The following is an 18,105-nucleotide window of genomic DNA, read 5'->3' as shown; positions in this document are numbered from 1 at the left end:
TTTCTATTTGAAAGAAAATTAAAATGAAAATATTTCTAATCTTATTGTTGATGTTCGGATTGTGGGGCTATGCACTGAGCCAATCAATCGAACATCCGTGGAGAACAGTTGACCAAGGAGGCGGAAAAATCATTTCAAGTCAAAGCGTAACGATGAGAAGTTCAGTTGCCAATGCAAATGGAAAATTATCAGGTGTTGCGGGCGTGAATCTCGAAAGCGGGTATATTCCCGGAGTGCGACAGTATTCAGGAACAACTTCAACTTCTACTCTGATTGCAGAAGCAAGTTGGAATATGATTTCACTTTCATTACGTGTGAGCGATAACAGAAAGAGTTCGTTGTTTCCTTCTTCGATTTCGGCGGCTTTTGAATATACTACGGGATATGTAATGAAGGACTCTCTTCAATTCGGGAAAGGATATTGGTTGAAATTTTCCGTTGGAGATACAATGATGTTTTCGGGTTCGTCGTCATTTATTGAAACACTCAATGTGAACAGTCAGTGGAATATGATTGGATGTATTTCGTATCCGGTAGATATTTCAAGTATTGAAGCAATCGGAACAATGGTAACATCACAATATTTTGGTTTTTCAAATTCGGGCGGTTACGTTTCGACTACTACATTACAACCGGGAAAAGGATATTGGGTAAAGACAAACGGTGCAGGGAAATTAGTATTGCGGGCAACAAGCGGACTGGATTTTTCTGCACCTGTTTCTTCCGTGAATAAAAATAAATCACCGATGAAAAACGTAGCCACTGTTCAATCTGATATGAACTCAATTCTCATTCGTGATGCAATAGGGCGGGAGCGAACATTGAATTATTCGACTTCACAAAATGGCATAGATTTGAATCAGTTTGAGTTACCGCCCGTTCCTCCTGCAGGAATGTTTGACGCACGGTTTGCGACGCAACGTTCATTGGTTGTGTATGATATGAAGAAAAAAGAGCCTCAACTATTTGCACTTCAAATCAATGGTGCGGAATATCCATTAACCATCGAGTTGGAAAATTCTTCCGGCGCTTCTTTATTCGTTGATGGGAAAGAAGTGAAGTTGACTGAGAATAGAAAGGCTGAAATCCTAAATCCTGAATCATCAATCAAACTGAAATTAACGCCTCCATCTTCAAAGGAATTGCCGACAGAGTTTGCACTTGAACAAAATTATCCGAATCCGTTTAACCCGTCAACAGTTATTCGTTATCAGTTATCTGTTAATAGTAGAGTAACGCTAAGAGTGTTTGATGTGCTTGGACAAGTAGTTACAACGATGGTTGATGAGATGCAGGATGCAGGATTCAAGTTTGTAGAGTTCACTGCGAATGGACTTGCAAGCGGGACATATTTCTATCAATTGACGGCAACGGAAGATGGGACGGGGAAAGTGTTTCGAGATGTGAAGAAATTTATACTGACAAAATAATTCCACTGTCCCTGTCACTCGAACGTGATGGCAAGGAAGGATATGGTTTATTGCCGTTGACTTTAGTCAACGGTAACGAAAGCAACTAAAAGCACAGTCTCAATTCATCGGACTGTGCTTTTCATTTTTTCTTCCCGAATCATCATAGTTTCTTGGACGAATATTTGGTATATTTACACATCATTTAGGCGTTCTTCCCTTTCCATTCAAACCTGAATGGGCAGTTATCATTTCTTGAAGTTCTTTTGAATATCAGTTCACTCTGAATATCAAATTATTATTTCAGTTATTCTTCATTATCAACAGCAAACGAAACTATGAACCGCAATCTCATTTCTTTTTTCATTTTCATTTTTCTTTTCATATCCATTTCAAGCGCACAGATTGACAGTCTCGTCATCAATGGCTCGGATACGAGTTTTACCATGGTGACAGGTTCTGTGTTGACTTGGAGGATACATGTGGCATCCGGGGTAACTTCCGCAATCGAGGTTTGGTTGGATGTAAACAACAATGGAATCATAGATACATCTACAGACAAACGACGTTATTCTCTTACTCAAACCGATGGTTCCAATAGTGGAGGAATTCCCGATATGGATGGAACTCTCAACGGAATTATTTACCTTGAATACAATCTCGGCATTGCACCGGGAACGTATCTTTTTCAGTTTACCGTAGGCGCTTTAACAGTGACCCGCAGGGGAACAATAACACCATTACCTTCACCTGCACATTCAATTTCAGGTCATGTGACACCACCACCCGGAAAAAGCGCACAGTACCTGTTCATGGAAGCGAGGCGTTCAGGACATAGCGCAGTGCCGGAATCGTGGGAAGGATTGACCGACGCGCTTGGCAATTATGTGATTTATACCGATGCCGACACTTCGGGAAATCCTTGGGAAATACGATTTGCCGAGGGGAGTAGCCCGTATCCACCGTCGGTTCCGTCTCCATCGAAATATTCGATTACGTTGACAGGAAATCCTTCAGTATTGGATTTCACGTTCAGCGCTGTTGCCGCGAAAGTTGTCGGGTATTTGAAAGATGAAATCGGAAATCCCATTCCCAACAGAGGAGTTTCCATCAACAATCAGGATTTTAGTTTGTTCAGAAGAGAGAACACGAATGAATCAGGATACTTTGAAATCGGGTTGATGGAAAGTGAATTGTCGGACAGTACATTTCGTCTTGCATCGTACTTTATTTTTAATACTGACGACGATATGATTGGAGTAAAATTCATTAACGGCATTCACAACGGAGATAGTTTGTTTTATAATCTCGTATCGTATCATGTCAATTCTTCGATTCAGGGACAGGTGTTGGTTAATGGAAATCCTCCCGGATTTCGGATTACCATTGGTGGCAACGTGTATGATACCGCGATGACATTTACAATCGCAGACAGCGCGACCGGAAATTTCTCGCTTCCCGTTTCGGGTAATTTATACAATTACATCGTCAGTCCCAATAATTGGGAGGGAAGTTACAACTATCATTGGAATTCGATACTCGCACATCCCGGTCAGACAGGGCTGATAATTCACATAACACATAATGTTTCTTCACCTCAATATTCATTAAGCCTTAATTCATCGAACGGAACGATTACAAAAAGTCCTAATCAATCGTTTTATGATAGCAGTTCCGTAGTTCAACTCACTGCGATACCGAATTCCGGCTACCATTTTACAGGATGGAGCGGAGACATAAGCGGAACATCCAATCCCGTTTTTGTGATGATGAATTCAAACAAAAACATCACCGCAATGTTTGCACAAAATCAATTCACCATCAATGTTCAGAATAAATGGAATTTGGTTTCGTTGCCATATCAATCTTCCGGAATCCTGAAACCGTTTGCGTACCCGACCGCAGTTTCAAATGCATTCGCGTACGAAGGTTCATACGATGCAAAGGATTCATTGAAATCAGGTGTTGGCTATTGGTTGAAATTCAATGGTGAACAACAACACATTCATCTTGGTAATGATTCGCTGTATTCTCTCTCTGTTGATGTTGTTGAAGGATGGAACTTGCTCGGTTCACTTTCGATACCGTTCGATATTTCATCAATCACCAGCGAGCCGCCCGGCTTGGTGACAAGTCAATTTTATAGTTATGCGAAGGGATACGAAGTTGTTGAGACAATCCAACCCGGGAAAGCATATTGGGTGAAAGTGAATCAGGAAGGTGAATTGTTTTTCTCGACGTTACCTGCAAGCGCGGCAAAGAAAATCAAAATTGTACCGATGCGATAATATAATCACTGTCCCCGTCAGTTGAATCTGACGGTAACTGATAAACGGAATCATTGCCGAGAAAAACCGGTACCTCCGACAGTAAACTCTGAACGGAAATTTAGTTATCTTTGAGAGAATTAATTTCATCAACTATGATTGACCAAAACTTTCTCTCAAAGATTTCTATTTTTTCTTCGCTTGGCGAGGCAGACCTTCATCAATTAAAATCGCTCTGGAAGCCGCTGACAAAAGAGGAGGGACAACTTCTCTTCAAGAAAGGGGACCCGGGAAATTCCATGTTTATTATTAAAGAGGGGGAAATTGCCGTAACTCTTTGGACGGAGAATAATCAGCAAACAATTCTTTCCGTGTTCGGAGAAGGGGATTTCTTCGGAGAACTTGCCTTGTTTGGCGATGCGCCCCGAAGCGCAAATGCGAAAGCGTTGAAACGAACATCCCTGCTGGAAATGAACCGGAAAGATTTCAACGAGTTTCTTCTTTCCCGCCCTCAAGTTTGTTTGACGATGCTTCACGAAATTTCCGAGCGACTTCGCGCAACAAACGAAATGATGGAACGTTCTGCGTCAAAGAATGTCAACGAAGAAATCGAGCATCAATCGCATCTCTCCGACCGTTTCTCCGATATTATTGCGCGGGTCATCGGTAGTTGGAAATTTATCATATCTTTTCTCACGTTTTTTTTCAGTTGGATACTTCTCAACACGATTCAACTTCTTTTTCAGCCGTTCGATTCGTTTCCGTTTACATTTCTGAACCTGATGCTTTCCACCGTTTCGGCAATTCAGGCGCCGATAATATTAATGAGCCAGAACCGGCAATCGAAGAAAGACCGTATCAAAGCAGAACTCGATTATCAGGTCAACAGGAAGGCAGAAATGCAGATTCAAAGCTTGCATGTGAAGTTAGATGAACTCCGTGCAACTGAAATTCATGAGTTGCTGAATATACGACGGGATGAACTTGCACTTTTGAAGAAGCAATAACGGAGCACTGCGTAAGAGTGTGAGACATTCGTACTAAAGAAAAACCCACCGTCTCGCTGGCGGAGACGATGGACTTTCTCTTTGCTTTGTGAATCGTTAATTGGTCTACGACTCGTAGAGTGAGTGGTTAATTCGTGAGTGGTTAATGAGGAAATGTTTTCAACTCACCACTCACACGAATCACGATTCACTAATCACAAGTTACCAATTAACGAAGGAGTAACATCTTCCTTACCTGACTGAACGTGTTCGTCGGGTCGTCCGTGCTGACGGCGTCGAGGCGGTAGAGGTAGAGACCGGACGGAGTTGTCGCTTCCCATTTCACTTCATAATAATTTGCATCTTGCTCTCTGTTCACCAACTCGGCAACCTGCTGACCAAGCGAGTTGAATACACTCAACTTAACATGGCTGCGTGCTGGTAACGCATAACTGATGGAAGTTGACGGGTTAAAAGGGTTGGGGAAGTTTTGTTGTAAAAAGAAATATTCTGGATAAATATTTTCAGATAAAATCGTTTCTTTACTAAGACTGTGAGGAACAGAAATTAAAATAGTTTTGAAAATTTGGTTTCCACTATTATCAATAGCAGAATATGTGACAGAATAATTTCTTCCATTTCCATTGCCTGCTCTTTCAGCTCTCAAAAGGAAAGAGGTATCAAGGCTACCAGTGCTGACTTGTTGAATATCGTTAACCTTATCTCCATTCCCAGTACCATTATCTGCTTCATCGCTTGTAACTGAGAGAAGTAAAACCGAGAAATTTTGTGAATTATCACTCGCTGATATACTTACATCTATTTGTCGCATTTTATGATTAGGTGGCCATAAAAATTGAGGGGTACAGGTTAGAGTTATCTTCGGTTTTTGAGAATCAATTACAGTTACATAAAATGAACAACTATCAGTTCCGCTTTCATTGGATGCATAACACCTCACTTGTGAAATGCCAATAGGAAACAAACTACCTGACGGAGGAAAACAAGAAATGTCTGTAGCTGAAGTATTGAGCACGGAGGGTGTATAGAATGCAATTGCTACATTACTATCAACGCCAGTATACACCACTATGTCGTTAGGACATTGTAAGACAGGTGCTGGAATGAAATCTGAATTGTTAATCAATATAGAAAAGGCAGGCTCATGTTGTGTTGTAACTGCTATATCTAAATCAAAATCATTGTCAAAATCATTGAGGGAAAAGTAATAAGGCACTGGCAAGATATCAAAGTTAACCCTTTCACCAAAGATGAGATCTTCTAAAGATGAGTTGTTTTTCAAAACAGATATACTCGCTCCCAATATATTGGATACTATTAACTCTGGATAATTATCATTATCCAAATCGTTAATATTTAAGTAAACAGGTCCTAAGTCTGTTGTGAAATCAATATGGGTTGAGAATGAGGACGCGTCAATATGTTCGTTGAAGTTAATATTCTTCAGTACTGATAACGTATTACCGAAACCGCCATTGGTATTTAGAACTGTTAGATCATTTTTCCCGTCGATATTTAAGTCTTTAATTACTACATATTCAGGTCCAGTTCCTACCGGAAAATTTATCATTGGGTAAAATTGAATTTCTGAAGTAGACGTATTGTTTTCTAACACCGAAACGATTCCCTTTGCTTTGCTCGGGACTGCAATATCAATTAGGCTATCATTATTTATATCACCGACAGAAATTCCATTTGGTGAACCTTCAGTCGGAAATGAAAAAATATCATCAAAGAGAATGTTTCCTGGCGTACTGATGTTTCGATAAACATAAACCATATTTACATTATTACTGGGTGAAATTATTTCTAAAGTATGATCATGATTCAAATCGGCAAGTGATAAGAAATTTGGATTCACAGCATTTACAATTTCTATTGCTGGTTCAAATGATATATGATTAACGCTACTATTATTACGGTATACTTCTAATTTTACATTTGCACCTGAGACAACAACCAAATCAGGTTTGTAATCATTATCTATGTCACCAATAGTTAGATGCTGTGGCGCATTAAGTGAGACGACATCGAGTTTTTTGAAGGCAATTGAATCACTTATTCCAATATTCTGATACACGGTGATTTTATCCCCTGCATAACTTGTTGTTACTATGTCTATTAGTCCATCGGAATTTAAATCTGCAGATGCAATTCCGTATGTTGTATATGTTGTTGGGAAGTCAAACTTATTTTGAAAAAGAGAAGTATCGACATTGTAAGAATGAAATTTTCTATCGTAGTTTTTTTGACTAAAAGTATTATTTAGAGAAAACATTGTAATTAAGAAAAAAGCAATTATTGTTTTTAACATAAAATGGTTCCTTTTATTAATGGATTGATGTATAATTTTTAAAAGTAAATCGTCCCACATATCTTCCCTTGCAGAATTATCTTTTGAAATTATTGTAACAATTGTAATTTTTCCATCCTTTTTCCGAGAAATACCCTCAAACACTCAAAAAATACCCTCCGAGAGTATTTATAATACCCTTTTTGGCTATTTCTAATACCCTCGGAGATACAAAAATGTATCTCCGAGCCAATTTTCAATACTCTTTGAGAGAGTAATAGGTATCGGAAAGACACTATGAAATACCCTCCGGGAGTGAAATAAGTACCTCCGAGGGTATTTCAAAGACCCTCGGAGGTAGTAAAAGGATGGTTATTGGTTAATTCGTGACTGGTTAAATGGTGCATAGTTAATCGGTGATTAGTCAATTAGTGAATAGTTCTCAGAACGACACTTATACTCACCAATCACGACTCACCAATTAACAAATTAACCCATCACTATTCACCAAATAACCAACTACGGTGTCGGTCCGGATTTTGGTGGGCGACCCGGGAACCGGGTTTTAAGGTCATCGTAAATTGAGGTAATTCCGGTGACGTTCGATTTGGATGCGGCTTTGACCGAATTATAGAATACGAGTGCTGAAGTAAATGCTTCGCTCCCGACTGCCATGTAGGTATCACTCACTGCTTCGAACAGTGAGGCAAGTTCCTGCATAATGGGTGAAAGTTGTTGCGTGAGCACAACATCTTTTTGCAACTCGGTTGCATCGAGATATGGAGGTGAGAGGTTCGGGTTCGCTTTGCAATAGTCGAGCGATTTCGACACAAACGAAACGGATTTATCTCCCATCTTGAGCATTGTTCCTCGCTCTTCGGCGGTGAGATTGATAAGAAATGGTAATTTTGCTCGGGCAGATTTTAATGCATCGATGGCTGCATCGCGATCTGCATCCGGAAGTTCTGCTGATATATTTGAGTATGGCATAAGGTTTTTCCTTTATATGATTATGAATATGAACTATGATTTACAATCGACGATTTATGTCTACAATCCGTAGGGATTGAAGATTTTATCATTACATCAGTAGAGACGGGTAAATGTTCTGATTACTGATTACTCTTTACTGAAATATATATCGTCACAGATTGGAAGGGTTGCAGAAAATTAACCACGAAGGGAACGAAGAGTATTAAGCGTGGTTCCAAAGAGGTCCTTAAGTCTCTCGTTTGAAGGGAATAACCTTGCGAAGGTTAGGATAAATGAAAAACCTTCCATGCCTTCGGCAGGCAGGCGTAAGGTTAGTGTAAGAGTGAATCCGGAATCCCCGGAGGTATTGGTAAACCCCGTTCCTTCAATGCTTGGAGCCAGCGTTTGTTAACGGTCGGTGTGTTGCCCCACTGATAGCCATCCCAGTATTTTATGGTTTTCATCCACTCATTGAAGTACTCATAATCTGGTAATCGGTTGATTCGTTTATTGACAAAAAGACTTTCTGCTAACATATCGAACGGGTCACCTGTAGTGACGAAGGCAGGAGAAAGGTCGAAATTAAAGTATGTGTAGATATTATAATATTCGCGATTTCCGATTGAACCGTTTACATCGTGTACATTAACTTTGAACTGCTTATCTTTTTTCTGTATGTCTTCAATGAAACACAGAGAATATTTTATTTGATATTTGAACGCCTCCCCAACGATGGTTTTTGGAATATTTATATAGGTTCGTTCTAACCCCGGTTTTACTCCTTCTGTAATATAATCTCCTTGCGTAGGAGAATGACCGGTAATGAAACGAGGGTCAAGAATAAAAATACTTGCTGAACGTAGTGGTTGGTCAATACATGGAACAATAATTTCAGTTATACCATCATTTTCCAAATCGATCATTTTTATCTCACCGACTCCGCCAATGTGGAGATAGCATCCTATCTCCTCTCCCGTTGACGCATCGAGTTTGACAATAATTTGATGAAAGTAAGGAGAACCACCTTTCAAAATAATTTCCGGAGTTCCGTTATTATCAAAATCACCAATTTCAAGGTTTCCAGCTATGAAGTTATCATCTTTCGTTTCCGGCTTTTTCGGAAAATGAAAATATTTTTTTAACAAAGAAGTCCAGAGAATTTCATTTGTTGAAATATCTTTACATTTAATAACTGCCGTTTGAAGTCCGGTATTTTCCTGATACTCTATCCAGAATACTTCGTTGATAGCATCTTTGTTAATATCCAAAAAGGATAAAATACGAGGGTTGTGTAACTGATGATTAACAGATTCCGACCCAATTTGCATTACATCAACGGACTCACCCATTCTATTTTTCAATGTCATCATTTCGCCTGCAAATGATGCGCTCACCGGATTCATATCCATCGGTCCATACAAAATCTTCCAAATCACTAAAAGTAACAGAACAATAATCGTTGCCGCAATCGGTAAACGGTGTTTCCAGAGTTTGCGCCCTGCTTGTTTTGCAAGAGGGATTCGGCGGGAGTCAGTGAGGCGGCGGTTGAAGAAGAGTTCGGAGAAGTTCTCGATGCCTACGATTTCAAAAGGTTTTAGGTCATAGGTGGTAGGTTGTAGGTGGTTAACGGTTGACGGTTCGAGGTATTCATTTTTTTGCCGCCTTGCGGCATCCCGCTCTGCGGGAAATTTTTCATTTTTAATTTTGCATTGTTGCTTGGGGACGACAAGAAATCTAATCGGAGAGAAAAGACACGCTTCAACCTTCAACTTCAATCCATTGGAATCAACAGGGAGGAGTTTACCAGAAGAATCGAGCGCTCCGGTGATGGCAACATCGGGACGGATGCTGAATTCTTCTTTGTATTGGTGAAGTCGAAGCAAGTCGGTGAAGATAACTGCGGCAAGTCCTGCACACAACGATTCGCCGATGATGAGATTTGCATGTTCAAAAGTACATCGTACAATCAACTTCCGCTTGATTTTAATGTGCGTTACCCGTTCAAAGAAATCCTTCGCCGCAATTAATGCAGAGCGGAGTTCCTGATGGTTGTTCTTATTGTTTTCTGCAAATTGTGTTACGTGTAATTCATCTTGCTGAATGGGTTTTGGACTGAACGAAACATCAACCCGTAGTTGAGAAAGTGTTGCAAATTCCGGAGGAAGTTCAGTGAGGATTGGCTCATGCTCAACCATAGGAATCCAAACTTTATCCGTCGAAAAAGATTTGGGTTTGGTTGTGGAAAACAAGCCGTTTGTTTGTTGGTGTTGCCACGATGCAAATTTTTCTTCTTCCTGTTTGAGATGCTCAAGCGCTCTTGACAGTTCTTCATTCTTATCTTGTCTTAAGACCTTCGAAGAAACATCAAGCAGATTCTTCAATCGAAAAAGAAACTCAGGGTTTGTTCCGGTAAAATCTGTCTGAAGAATTGATGTGGTAATTTCAGATAACAACTCAGGAAGATAGGCGATAAGATAGTGTGTGGCATCTTCTGACGAAAACTGCTCAATAAACTCAAGAATCTCCAGCAACTTCATTCTCTTGCTTGAAAGAAGCGGGAGAGATTGCTTGAGAGTCTGAAATCTGTTTTCTATTGTTAACGGGTCATTCATAATTTCGAATTGCGAATTGCCAATTGCCTACGGCTCATAGAGCGAATTATCCAATCTTGGATTATCCATCCGATTGAAGCGCGTAGAGATTTTAGGAGGTCGTGCAAACTACTCACCAATCACCACTAACCACTCACGAATAACAACTAACGGATAACAGATAACGAACCTCAACTGAACAACCGGATTTCTGTAATTGTTTGATTCGCAGTCAGCGGAATGGCGATTTGATGAGAATGCACTTCTTTCACTAAGGTTGATTCATCATCGAAAAGAATAAGCGCGTAACGGATGTGTTCGTTCGTAGTTGATGTAATTGTTGCTTTGAACGTGTCCGGTTCCGGATGTAATAGTAAGGAAAAGTTTCCGTCTGTGATATATTCCTTATCATCTTCCACAGTAAGGATAGCTGAAGGGAGATGGAGCGTAACACCCGAACGTTTCCATTCGATTATTTCCAGAGACGGGAAGGATGAGACCCCTTGCTTATTTGTTGGGAGAAAGAACGAACGACCTGATTCATCTACAATTCCAAGCAACACCAACTGACTGAGAAGTGGATTTTCCGCAAGAACATGGAAGCGATACTGTTGCTCGAATCTATCTTTGACAATTCGAACCAATGTTTTCGAAGGTTCTGAGGCAAACGTAGCAACAGTAACAAACCGACCTGTTTCTTCTGCTACATGCTGTGCGGCAAGGACAATCGTGTTATCCGTTCCGGTCAGTTTGTTCAAATCAATTTGAGGTTGGTACAAACTTAACTCAATGATGTTTGAGCGTGTTATCTTTCGTGAAAGCGTTTCAACTCGTTCCGAGATTGGTTTTACCATTTCACCTTCAAGTGTCGAATAATATTGTTGTAAGAACTTTAATTTCTCTTTGCAACTATTACACAAATCAAGATGATTCTTCTCGCTCTCATTAAGACGAGCAGAATCACGGGCAAGCCGGTCAAGTTCGAGTTCTGTTAAATGGTTTTCTGTCATTTGTTAATCATCATTGGTCAATTGTCATTAGTCATTTGTACGAATTTAACAGATAACTGATATTTATTTTCATTTTGAATTTTTCCTTTTGCATTGATAATATCGTTCCATTTTCGATGGTTCACAGAAACCCCAATTCACGTTTCAATCGCTCGCGTAAGTCGTTTTTTGCCTGTTTTGCAACATATTCAATAATTACGCGATGATGTTGGTTATACAATTCCTGAGTTAACGTTGGACTATGACTCTTCATTATTGAAAAGTATGATAGCCCGTCTTGTTCGAACGTGAGGAATTCATGGTCTAAAATATCGGAGATTGTCTGATAGAAAATTGCCGCATCATCTCGTGTAAGTTTACCTTTCTGAACATATGATATGTGGAGAAATTGTTTGGTTTGTTGGAGCGATTCATTGATAAATAGTTTCAACTCTTCTTGAGTGAAAAGAGATTGTTCACAGCATGAAGTCCCTGTATGTTTGCTTGAATAGACTGAGCGAATCAACAACGCAACTTCAACTAACGGAATTATCTTTTGGTGTTCCGGTTGTTCAGAAAGAATTTCTGCTATCACTGATAGCATGTTGTTCAGTGAAGTTTGTTCAGGAAGTCGTCCCCAAAACTGAATGGAGAACAGTTCCGGAGTAACGGGAGAGAATCCTGTTTTACATTCCTTGCTACAAATATATTTTTCACCCGATTTATCTTTTATCTTCAGTGAAGAGTGTTCAGTAAGATATTCTTTGATATTTCGGATGATGCGACCGAGCGATGAATCGTGTTCACGATACGAGCGATAAATTCTATGATTAACGTTGCTGAAGATGAGACAACGGAGGGCGTTCTGAATTTCATCGGCGGACGCGGACTCCAGAGGAGTGAAATTCTCGAAATAGGTAGTTAGTTCAGGGAATCCTGCATCAGAATATTTGAACAACTCTGCTATTGAATCGAAAGCAAAATCTTCAATTGTCAATCCTACATTTTCCGCATTGAATTTCCCGTTTGTCTTTTTCATTCGTAAATATGCGACAGCCATGTTATGGCAGAGATTGATAAACTCCGTCAACTCGCGATGTGTCGAACGATGTTCAAGCACACGAAGCAATAGCGATTTAATATGTGAAGGATTGAAACTCATTCACCCGATTGTTTTTATTTCGGGTGAATATAGTTAAGAGTTGAATTGAAGGCAAATAAAACCAGATTGACGATTTACGATTGAGTCATTGAAGTTTTAGTTTTAGGTTACATATTCTCACTGGACATAATATGAAACTCGAAATCAAAAAACTCAAACCACAAACCAGTAACCTGTAACCACTATTAGCTTTTGTTCAAAGTGAATTTTTGTTTTAGATAGAAGTACAAGCGAATGGAAAGCAGAACAAGTACGATAACTCCATACGTCAGTGGTCTTTGTGTATCTGCTTTCACGAGCCAGAGATAATGAATAACTCCGCCGATTGCGATGAGATACACGAGGCGGTGAAGCCATTTCCATCGCTTACCGCCGAGCCATTGTATCATTTTATTAAATGAAGTTACAGCAAGGGGAATGAGGAGAAGAAAACTTGCAAATCCAACGGTAATGAACGGTCGCTTGGCTACGTCAACTACTATGGATTCCCATTCGAAGAATTGGTCTAAGTAAATGTACGTTGTGAAATGAAGAGAAGCATAAAAGAACGCAAACAACCCAAGCATCCGTCGGAATTGTCCAACCCAATTCCAGCCTGAGATTTTCTTCAACGGAGTAACAGCAAGCGTAATGCACAGGAACCGCAACGTCCATGTCCCGGTTGCATCGGTAATGTCGTCAATCGGATTTGCACTGAGTTCATCATTCAAAAACTGCCACGTTAAAATCGCAACAGGCAGTAACGATGAAAGGAAAAGAAGTGGTTTGGCAATCCACTTTATAGTTTGTCTTTGATTCATTTTCAAATTCAGCAATCAGAAATTTTTCTTCAAATCCATTCCGCTGTACATGCTTGCAACTTGGTCAGCGTATCCATTGAACATGAGAGTTTTTTGTTTGAAAAATTCTCCAATACGTCGTTCCTTCGACTGACTCCATCGCGGATGGTCAACTTCCGGATTAACGTTCGAGTAAAAGCCGTATTCACTTGGCGCTGAAATGTTCCACGATGTTGGTGGCTGAGATTCAACAAATTTAATCTTCACAATTGATTTGATGCTTTTAAATCCGTATTTCCAAGGAACGACAAGTCGCAATGGCGCGCCATTTTGATTCGGAAGTTGCTTCCCGTACAAACCTGTTGCAAGAATTGTCAATGGATTCATTGCTTCATCCATGCGGAGTCCTTCAACGTAGGGCCACTTGAGAACGCTTCGATTTTGTCCGGGCATTTGTTCGGGAGCGTACAATGTTTCAAATGCTACGTACTTTGCTTTTGAAGTTGGCTCCAACCGCTTTATCAAATCACGCAAAGGAAAACCAAGCCAAGGAATTATCATTGACCACGCTTCGACACAACGCAACCGATAGATTCTGTCTTCTAATGTCAATCCTTTCATCAAGTCTTCAAGATTATACTTTGCCGGCTTTTTCACTTCGCCTTCGACAGAAACAGTCCACGGTTTTGGTTTAAGGGTGTGTGCATTCTCGGAAGGGTTTTCCTTATCAACTCCGAACTCATAAAAATTGTTGTACGTGGTAACATCTTTGTAGGGAGTCAATTCTTCGGTCGTGTTGTACTTGCTCGGATTTTTTGGTTTGAAGTCGTCGCCGGGTTTAGCAAGTGCTATTGAAGATGGGAGGATTGTACCGGCGACCAATCCAACGGTTGCCGCAGAAGCAGAAGCAATAAATTTTCTTCTGTTAAGATAAAGTTGTTCGGGTGTAATTTCTGATGACTTGATGTCATCGGTATGTTTGATTAACATAAAAGAACTCTGATAGTTGATAAAATGACAACAGGCTAACAGACAGAAGATAATAAATGTTCCCAACAATCTTTAGTTTCCAGTTACCTGTTTTCTGTTTCCAGTTTCATTATGATTTTGTGAAATGAACGTCAAAGAATAAATCTTCAATCGTAAATCGTCAATCGAAAATCTACCTTGTTATTCCCCTCAATTTTTCCTATATTTTTCACGCCTACATGATAAAATCGCATAGTTTTCCAGCGTTTTACCCATTTTTGAAAGTATCATAGTGACTAAAAAAGAGTTTGATGTTCTGATTATTGGAGGGGGTCCGGGTGGATATGTCGCCGCAATTCGGGCGGCACAACTCGGTTTCAAAACTGCCGTCGTTGAGCGTGACAAGTTAGGCGGCGTTTGTCTCAATTGGGGATGCATTCCCACGAAAGCCCTTCTCAAGAACGCGGATATTTACAATCAAATTAAACATGCCGATGAATGGGGAATCTCCTATAAGGATTTATCGTTCGATTTCGGAAAGATTGTCAAACGAAGCCGAGATGTTGCTCTGAAGAATTCGAAAGGAGTCGAATATCTTTTCAAGAAAAATAAAGTTGAACATATCTCCGGTTTCGGATTTATCACCGGAAGAAGAAAAGTCGAAGTTCGGAAAGAAGGAAAACCGGTTGAAGAAGTTTCCGCGAAGCATATTATCATTGCAACAGGTGCAAGACCGAGAAGTATTCCCGGAGTAACATTTGATGGAAAGAAAATCATCTCAAGTACTGAGGCGATGCTGCTTCAGGAAGTTCCGAAGAGTTTGATTGTCATTGGGGCAGGTGCAATCGGCGTTGAGTTTGGTTATCTTTACAATTCGTTTGGTACAAAAGTGACGATCGTGGAAATGTTGCCGAACATTCTTCCAATCGAAGATAAAGAATTGACGAAACTGCTCGCGAGTAATTTCAAGAAACAGGGAATTGAAATTTTAACAGAAGCAAAAGTAGAAAGCGTTAAGGTTGGAAACGATGTCAGTGTAACAGTTCAAACAAAAGACTCTAAGAAAGAAGTCAAGGCAGATGTCGCTTTGATGGCAATTGGTGTTCAGGGGAATGTCGAGAATATGGGACTTGAATCGCTCGGAGTGAAAGTTGAAAAGAGTTGGATTCAGGTTGATGATTTCAGTCGAACAAATGTTGAAGGTGTGTATGCAATCGGAGATGTGGCGGGCGCACCGTGGCTTGCGCACGTTGCTTCGCGTGAAGGAATTATTTGCATCGAAGCGATTGCCGGAAAAAATCCACAACCAATTGATTACACGAATATCCCCGGTTGTACCTATTGTCAGCCGCAGGTTGCAAGTATAGGATTGACGGAAGAGAAAGCGCTTGCTGAAGGTTATCAATTGAAAGTTGGACGATTTCCTTTCACAGCGAGCGGAAAAGCGAGAGCAATTGGTGAGACTGATGGTTTAGTGAAATTGATTTTTGATGCAAAGTATGGTGAACTTCTTGGAGCGCATATTCTCGGCGCTGAAGCAACGGAGATGATTGCAGAACTTGGTGTTGCGAAATCTCTTGAAGCAATTTCGGGAACGATCGCCGGAACGATTCACGCACATCCGACACTTTCTGAAGCAATCATGGAAGCGGCGGAAGATGCGTACGGACACGCGATTCACTTGTAATTTCGGTTTGCGGATTGCCGATTTCGGATTGATGTAATGAAAAAAAAGGAATTCTTTAAATACTTAGACAGAGAATTTAAAGAAAGATTAAGAATAAAAATCGTTGTTGAAAAAGGAAAGGTCGTTGACCTCTTAGTTCAATACGAAACATATTCAAACCCAACGTGGATTCCAATCGTCCGTTACGATTGTACTCATGGGTTCTTTCATAGAGATATAATGTTGCCGAATGGCGAACAAGAAAAACAAGCAATTGCAATTGAAAAACTCGATGATGGTTTATCATATGCTGAACAAGAACTAAAAGACCGATGGGAATGGTACAAACAAAGATATTTTAAAAGGGTACGAAAATGACAAACAAAGAATTAGTTCATCATAATATCAGTTTAACATTTGATTTTCTCAGAGAGGTTGTTCATCATCCTGAAATACTTGATTCTGTGAAAGAAGGCTCAGATATCGAATTTGTTCAAAAAAATATTGTAAAGCGGTCAAAGAATGGATTGAAAAAATCTACACGTTACTTTAAGGTATTACACAAATTTGAAGTAATTGGTAATTAGCCGCTGTTTTGAAACATGGAATCTCTCAAAACACTTAACATTGGTTGTGCTAATTATGAAGAAACGTGGAATTTAGAGAAGCAATTATGGAAGCGGCGGAAGATGCGTACGGACACGCGATTCACTTATAATTTCGGATTGCGGATTGCCAATTTTGGATTTGTGATACATTAGGATGAATATTGACTTCATACGTGATTCCATCGTTTCTGAATTCTATTTAACGCAACACGCAATGCAAAAAATGCTTGAAAGAGCAATTTCAAAAAATGAAGTGTCAGAAGTGATCAATAATGGAGTCATCATCGAAGAATATCCAAATGATAAATATGGACCTTCATGTTTGATTTTTGGAACAACTAAAGAGGAACGACCGTTGCATGTTTTGGTCTCATATTCTAACCCTGTTTGGGTTGTTACAACATATGTACCGTCAGAAGAAGAATGGATTGAAAATCAATATAGGAAAGTAAGATGAAATGTTTAGTCTGCAATAATATGATGAAAGATGTCATTAGGGGTGAGGCGGAATTTCATCATCAAGGGAAATTAGTCGTAGTGAAAAATCTTAATTACTTTGAATGTGAAGTATGTGGTGAAAGAGTTTTCTCAAGTTCAGTGGCTGATAGTATTTTAAAGAAGTTACAAACTAAACAAACTACCGAATATATAACAGTACCGGTTTATTCCTGATGGAAAAAATTTCTTTTCTTTCTTTGGGATTAACTTCGTACAAGTCAACATGGGATTTACAGAAACGCCTGTTTGAACTTCGGACGAAGAATGAAATTGATGATGTTCTGCTTTTGACTGAGCATCATCATGTTTTTACGCTTGGCAAATCAAGCGATGAAAATCATCTGTTAGCAAAGAGCGAAGAATTAAAAGCAAACAACATTGATGTGTTCGAGATAGATCGCGGGGGAGATGTAACGTATCATGGACCCGGACAACTTGTCGGTTATCCTATTCTTGATTTGAATAATTACTACAACGATATTCATCGTTATCTCAGGGAAATCGAAGAAGTTATCGTTCGAACACTTTCTGAATTTGGGATTTCAGCAACGCGAGACGACAAGTACACCGGCGTTTGGGTTGGAAATGATAAGATTGCAGCGATTGGTGTAAAGGTGAGTCGTTGGGTAACGATGCACGGTTTTGCTCTGAATGTCAATACTGATGTATCGTACTTTGATAGAATAATTCCGTGCGGAATTTTTCACAAAGGAGTTACTTCGATGGAACGCTTGCTTGGAACAACTGTTCCGATGGAAGAAGTTTCGAGTAAGATTGTTCATCATGTTGGAAAAGTATTTAATGTTCGTGTGGAAAATGTTAGCAGGGAAAATTTGTTTGAAAAAATCAAAAAGGAACATGTTCTTCAAGAAAGTATTTGATGTCATCAACGGTT

The 18,105-nt window shown here is 39.8% G+C and carries 16 protein-coding genes; 9 read left to right on the top strand and 7 right to left on the bottom strand.

Translation table 11 applies throughout. From position 1 onward, the window contains the following. Window positions 1-23: 23 nt before the first annotated feature. The 3 genes from HY960_11955 to HY960_11945 all read left to right on the top strand — a co-directional run bounded on the left by HY960_11955 (window position 24) and on the right by HY960_11945 (window position 4,683). On the top strand, window positions 24-1,430 hold the full coding sequence (locus tag HY960_11955; GenBank protein MBI5216456.1) for a T9SS type A sorting domain-containing protein: 1,407 nt from the start codon (window positions 24-26) through the stop codon (window positions 1,428-1,430). Window positions 1,431-1,747: 317 nt separating this feature from the next. Beyond that, the gene (locus tag HY960_11950) at window positions 1,748-3,697 is read left to right on the top strand and encodes a hypothetical protein (protein MBI5216455.1); all 1,950 of its coding nucleotides are present in this window, start codon (window positions 1,748-1,750) and stop codon (window positions 3,695-3,697) included. 134 nt (window positions 3,698-3,831) lie between these two features. Beyond that, window positions 3,832-4,683 (top strand): DUF1003 domain-containing protein, encoded by an 852-nt coding sequence (locus tag HY960_11945; GenBank protein ID MBI5216454.1) that lies wholly within the window; start codon window positions 3,832-3,834, stop codon window positions 4,681-4,683. Between the two features lie 208 nt (window positions 4,684-4,891). Here the strand turns inward: HY960_11945 and HY960_11940 are convergent, their stop codons facing one another. The 7 genes from HY960_11940 to msrP all read right to left on the bottom strand — a co-directional run bounded on the left by HY960_11940 (window position 4,892) and on the right by msrP (window position 14,459). Beyond that, window positions 4,892-6,997 carry a VCBS repeat-containing protein gene (locus HY960_11940; GenBank protein ID MBI5216453.1) on the bottom strand — a complete coding sequence of 702 codons (2,106 nt, stop codon included), beginning with the start codon at window positions 6,995-6,997 and terminating at the stop codon, window positions 4,892-4,894. Between the two features lie 498 nt (window positions 6,998-7,495). Beyond that, a complete protein-coding gene (locus HY960_11935) occupies window positions 7,496-7,966 on the bottom strand; it encodes a hypothetical protein (GenBank protein ID MBI5216452.1) in 471 nt (156 codons plus the stop codon). A gap of 314 nt (window positions 7,967-8,280) precedes the next feature. Beyond that, entirely contained in the window at window positions 8,281-10,560 is a 2,280-nt protein-coding gene (locus HY960_11930; GenBank protein ID MBI5216451.1) for a hypothetical protein, read from the bottom strand. Window positions 10,561-10,730: 170 nt separating this feature from the next. Continuing rightward, window positions 10,731-11,549, bottom strand: coding sequence for a hypothetical protein (locus HY960_11925; GenBank protein MBI5216450.1), 819 nt, complete (start codon window positions 11,547-11,549; stop codon window positions 10,731-10,733). Between the two features lie 121 nt (window positions 11,550-11,670). After that, complete coding sequence (locus HY960_11920) at window positions 11,671-12,690, bottom strand: hypothetical protein (protein MBI5216449.1); 1,020 nt, start codon at window positions 12,688-12,690, stop codon at window positions 11,671-11,673. A gap of 185 nt (window positions 12,691-12,875) precedes the next feature. Next, a complete protein-coding gene (locus tag HY960_11915) occupies window positions 12,876-13,490 on the bottom strand; it encodes a sulfoxide reductase heme-binding subunit YedZ (protein ID MBI5216448.1) in 615 nt (204 codons plus the stop codon). Window positions 13,491-13,505: 15 nt separating this feature from the next. Next, the gene (gene msrP, locus HY960_11910; GenBank protein MBI5216447.1) at window positions 13,506-14,459 is read right to left on the bottom strand and encodes a protein-methionine-sulfoxide reductase catalytic subunit MsrP; all 954 of its coding nucleotides are present in this window, start codon (window positions 14,457-14,459) and stop codon (window positions 13,506-13,508) included. Window positions 14,460-14,730: 271 nt separating this feature from the next. On the opposite strand from msrP, the gene lpdA reads away from it, so the two are divergent. The 6 genes from lpdA to lipB all read left to right on the top strand — a co-directional run bounded on the left by lpdA (window position 14,731) and on the right by lipB (window position 18,091). After that, the gene (lpdA, locus tag HY960_11905; protein MBI5216446.1) at window positions 14,731-16,125 is read left to right on the top strand and encodes a dihydrolipoyl dehydrogenase; all 1,395 of its coding nucleotides are present in this window, start codon (window positions 14,731-14,733) and stop codon (window positions 16,123-16,125) included. A 36-nt stretch (window positions 16,126-16,161) separates the two neighbouring features. Next, window positions 16,162-16,482, top strand: a complete 321-nt coding sequence (locus HY960_11900) for a hypothetical protein (GenBank protein ID MBI5216445.1) — start codon at window positions 16,162-16,164, stop codon at window positions 16,480-16,482. Continuing rightward, window positions 16,479-16,691 carry a hypothetical protein gene (locus tag HY960_11895; GenBank protein ID MBI5216444.1) on the top strand — a complete coding sequence of 71 codons (213 nt, stop codon included), beginning with the start codon at window positions 16,479-16,481 and terminating at the stop codon, window positions 16,689-16,691. The genes HY960_11900 and HY960_11895 overlap by 4 nt, the downstream gene beginning before the upstream one ends. Window positions 16,692-16,866: 175 nt before the next feature. Next, window positions 16,867-17,169, top strand: a complete 303-nt coding sequence (locus HY960_11890; GenBank protein ID MBI5216443.1) for a DUF4258 domain-containing protein — start codon at window positions 16,867-16,869, stop codon at window positions 17,167-17,169. After that, window positions 17,166-17,384: a YgiT-type zinc finger protein gene (locus tag HY960_11885; GenBank protein ID MBI5216442.1), complete on the top strand. Its 219-nt coding sequence runs from the start codon at window positions 17,166-17,168 to the stop codon at window positions 17,382-17,384. Before HY960_11890 ends, HY960_11885 begins: the two co-directional genes overlap by 4 nt. Beyond that, window positions 17,384-18,091, top strand: a complete 708-nt coding sequence (lipB, locus tag HY960_11880) for a lipoyl(octanoyl) transferase LipB (GenBank protein ID MBI5216441.1) — start codon at window positions 17,384-17,386, stop codon at window positions 18,089-18,091. Before HY960_11885 ends, lipB begins: the two co-directional genes overlap by 1 nt. Window positions 18,092-18,105 lie beyond the last annotated feature (14 nt).

This window comes from Ignavibacteriota bacterium (assembly GCA_016212665.1).
Classification (GTDB): domain Bacteria; phylum Bacteroidota; class Ignavibacteria; order UBA10030; family SZUA-254; genus FW602-bin19.
This window is presented reverse-complemented; position numbering and strand designations above follow the sequence as displayed.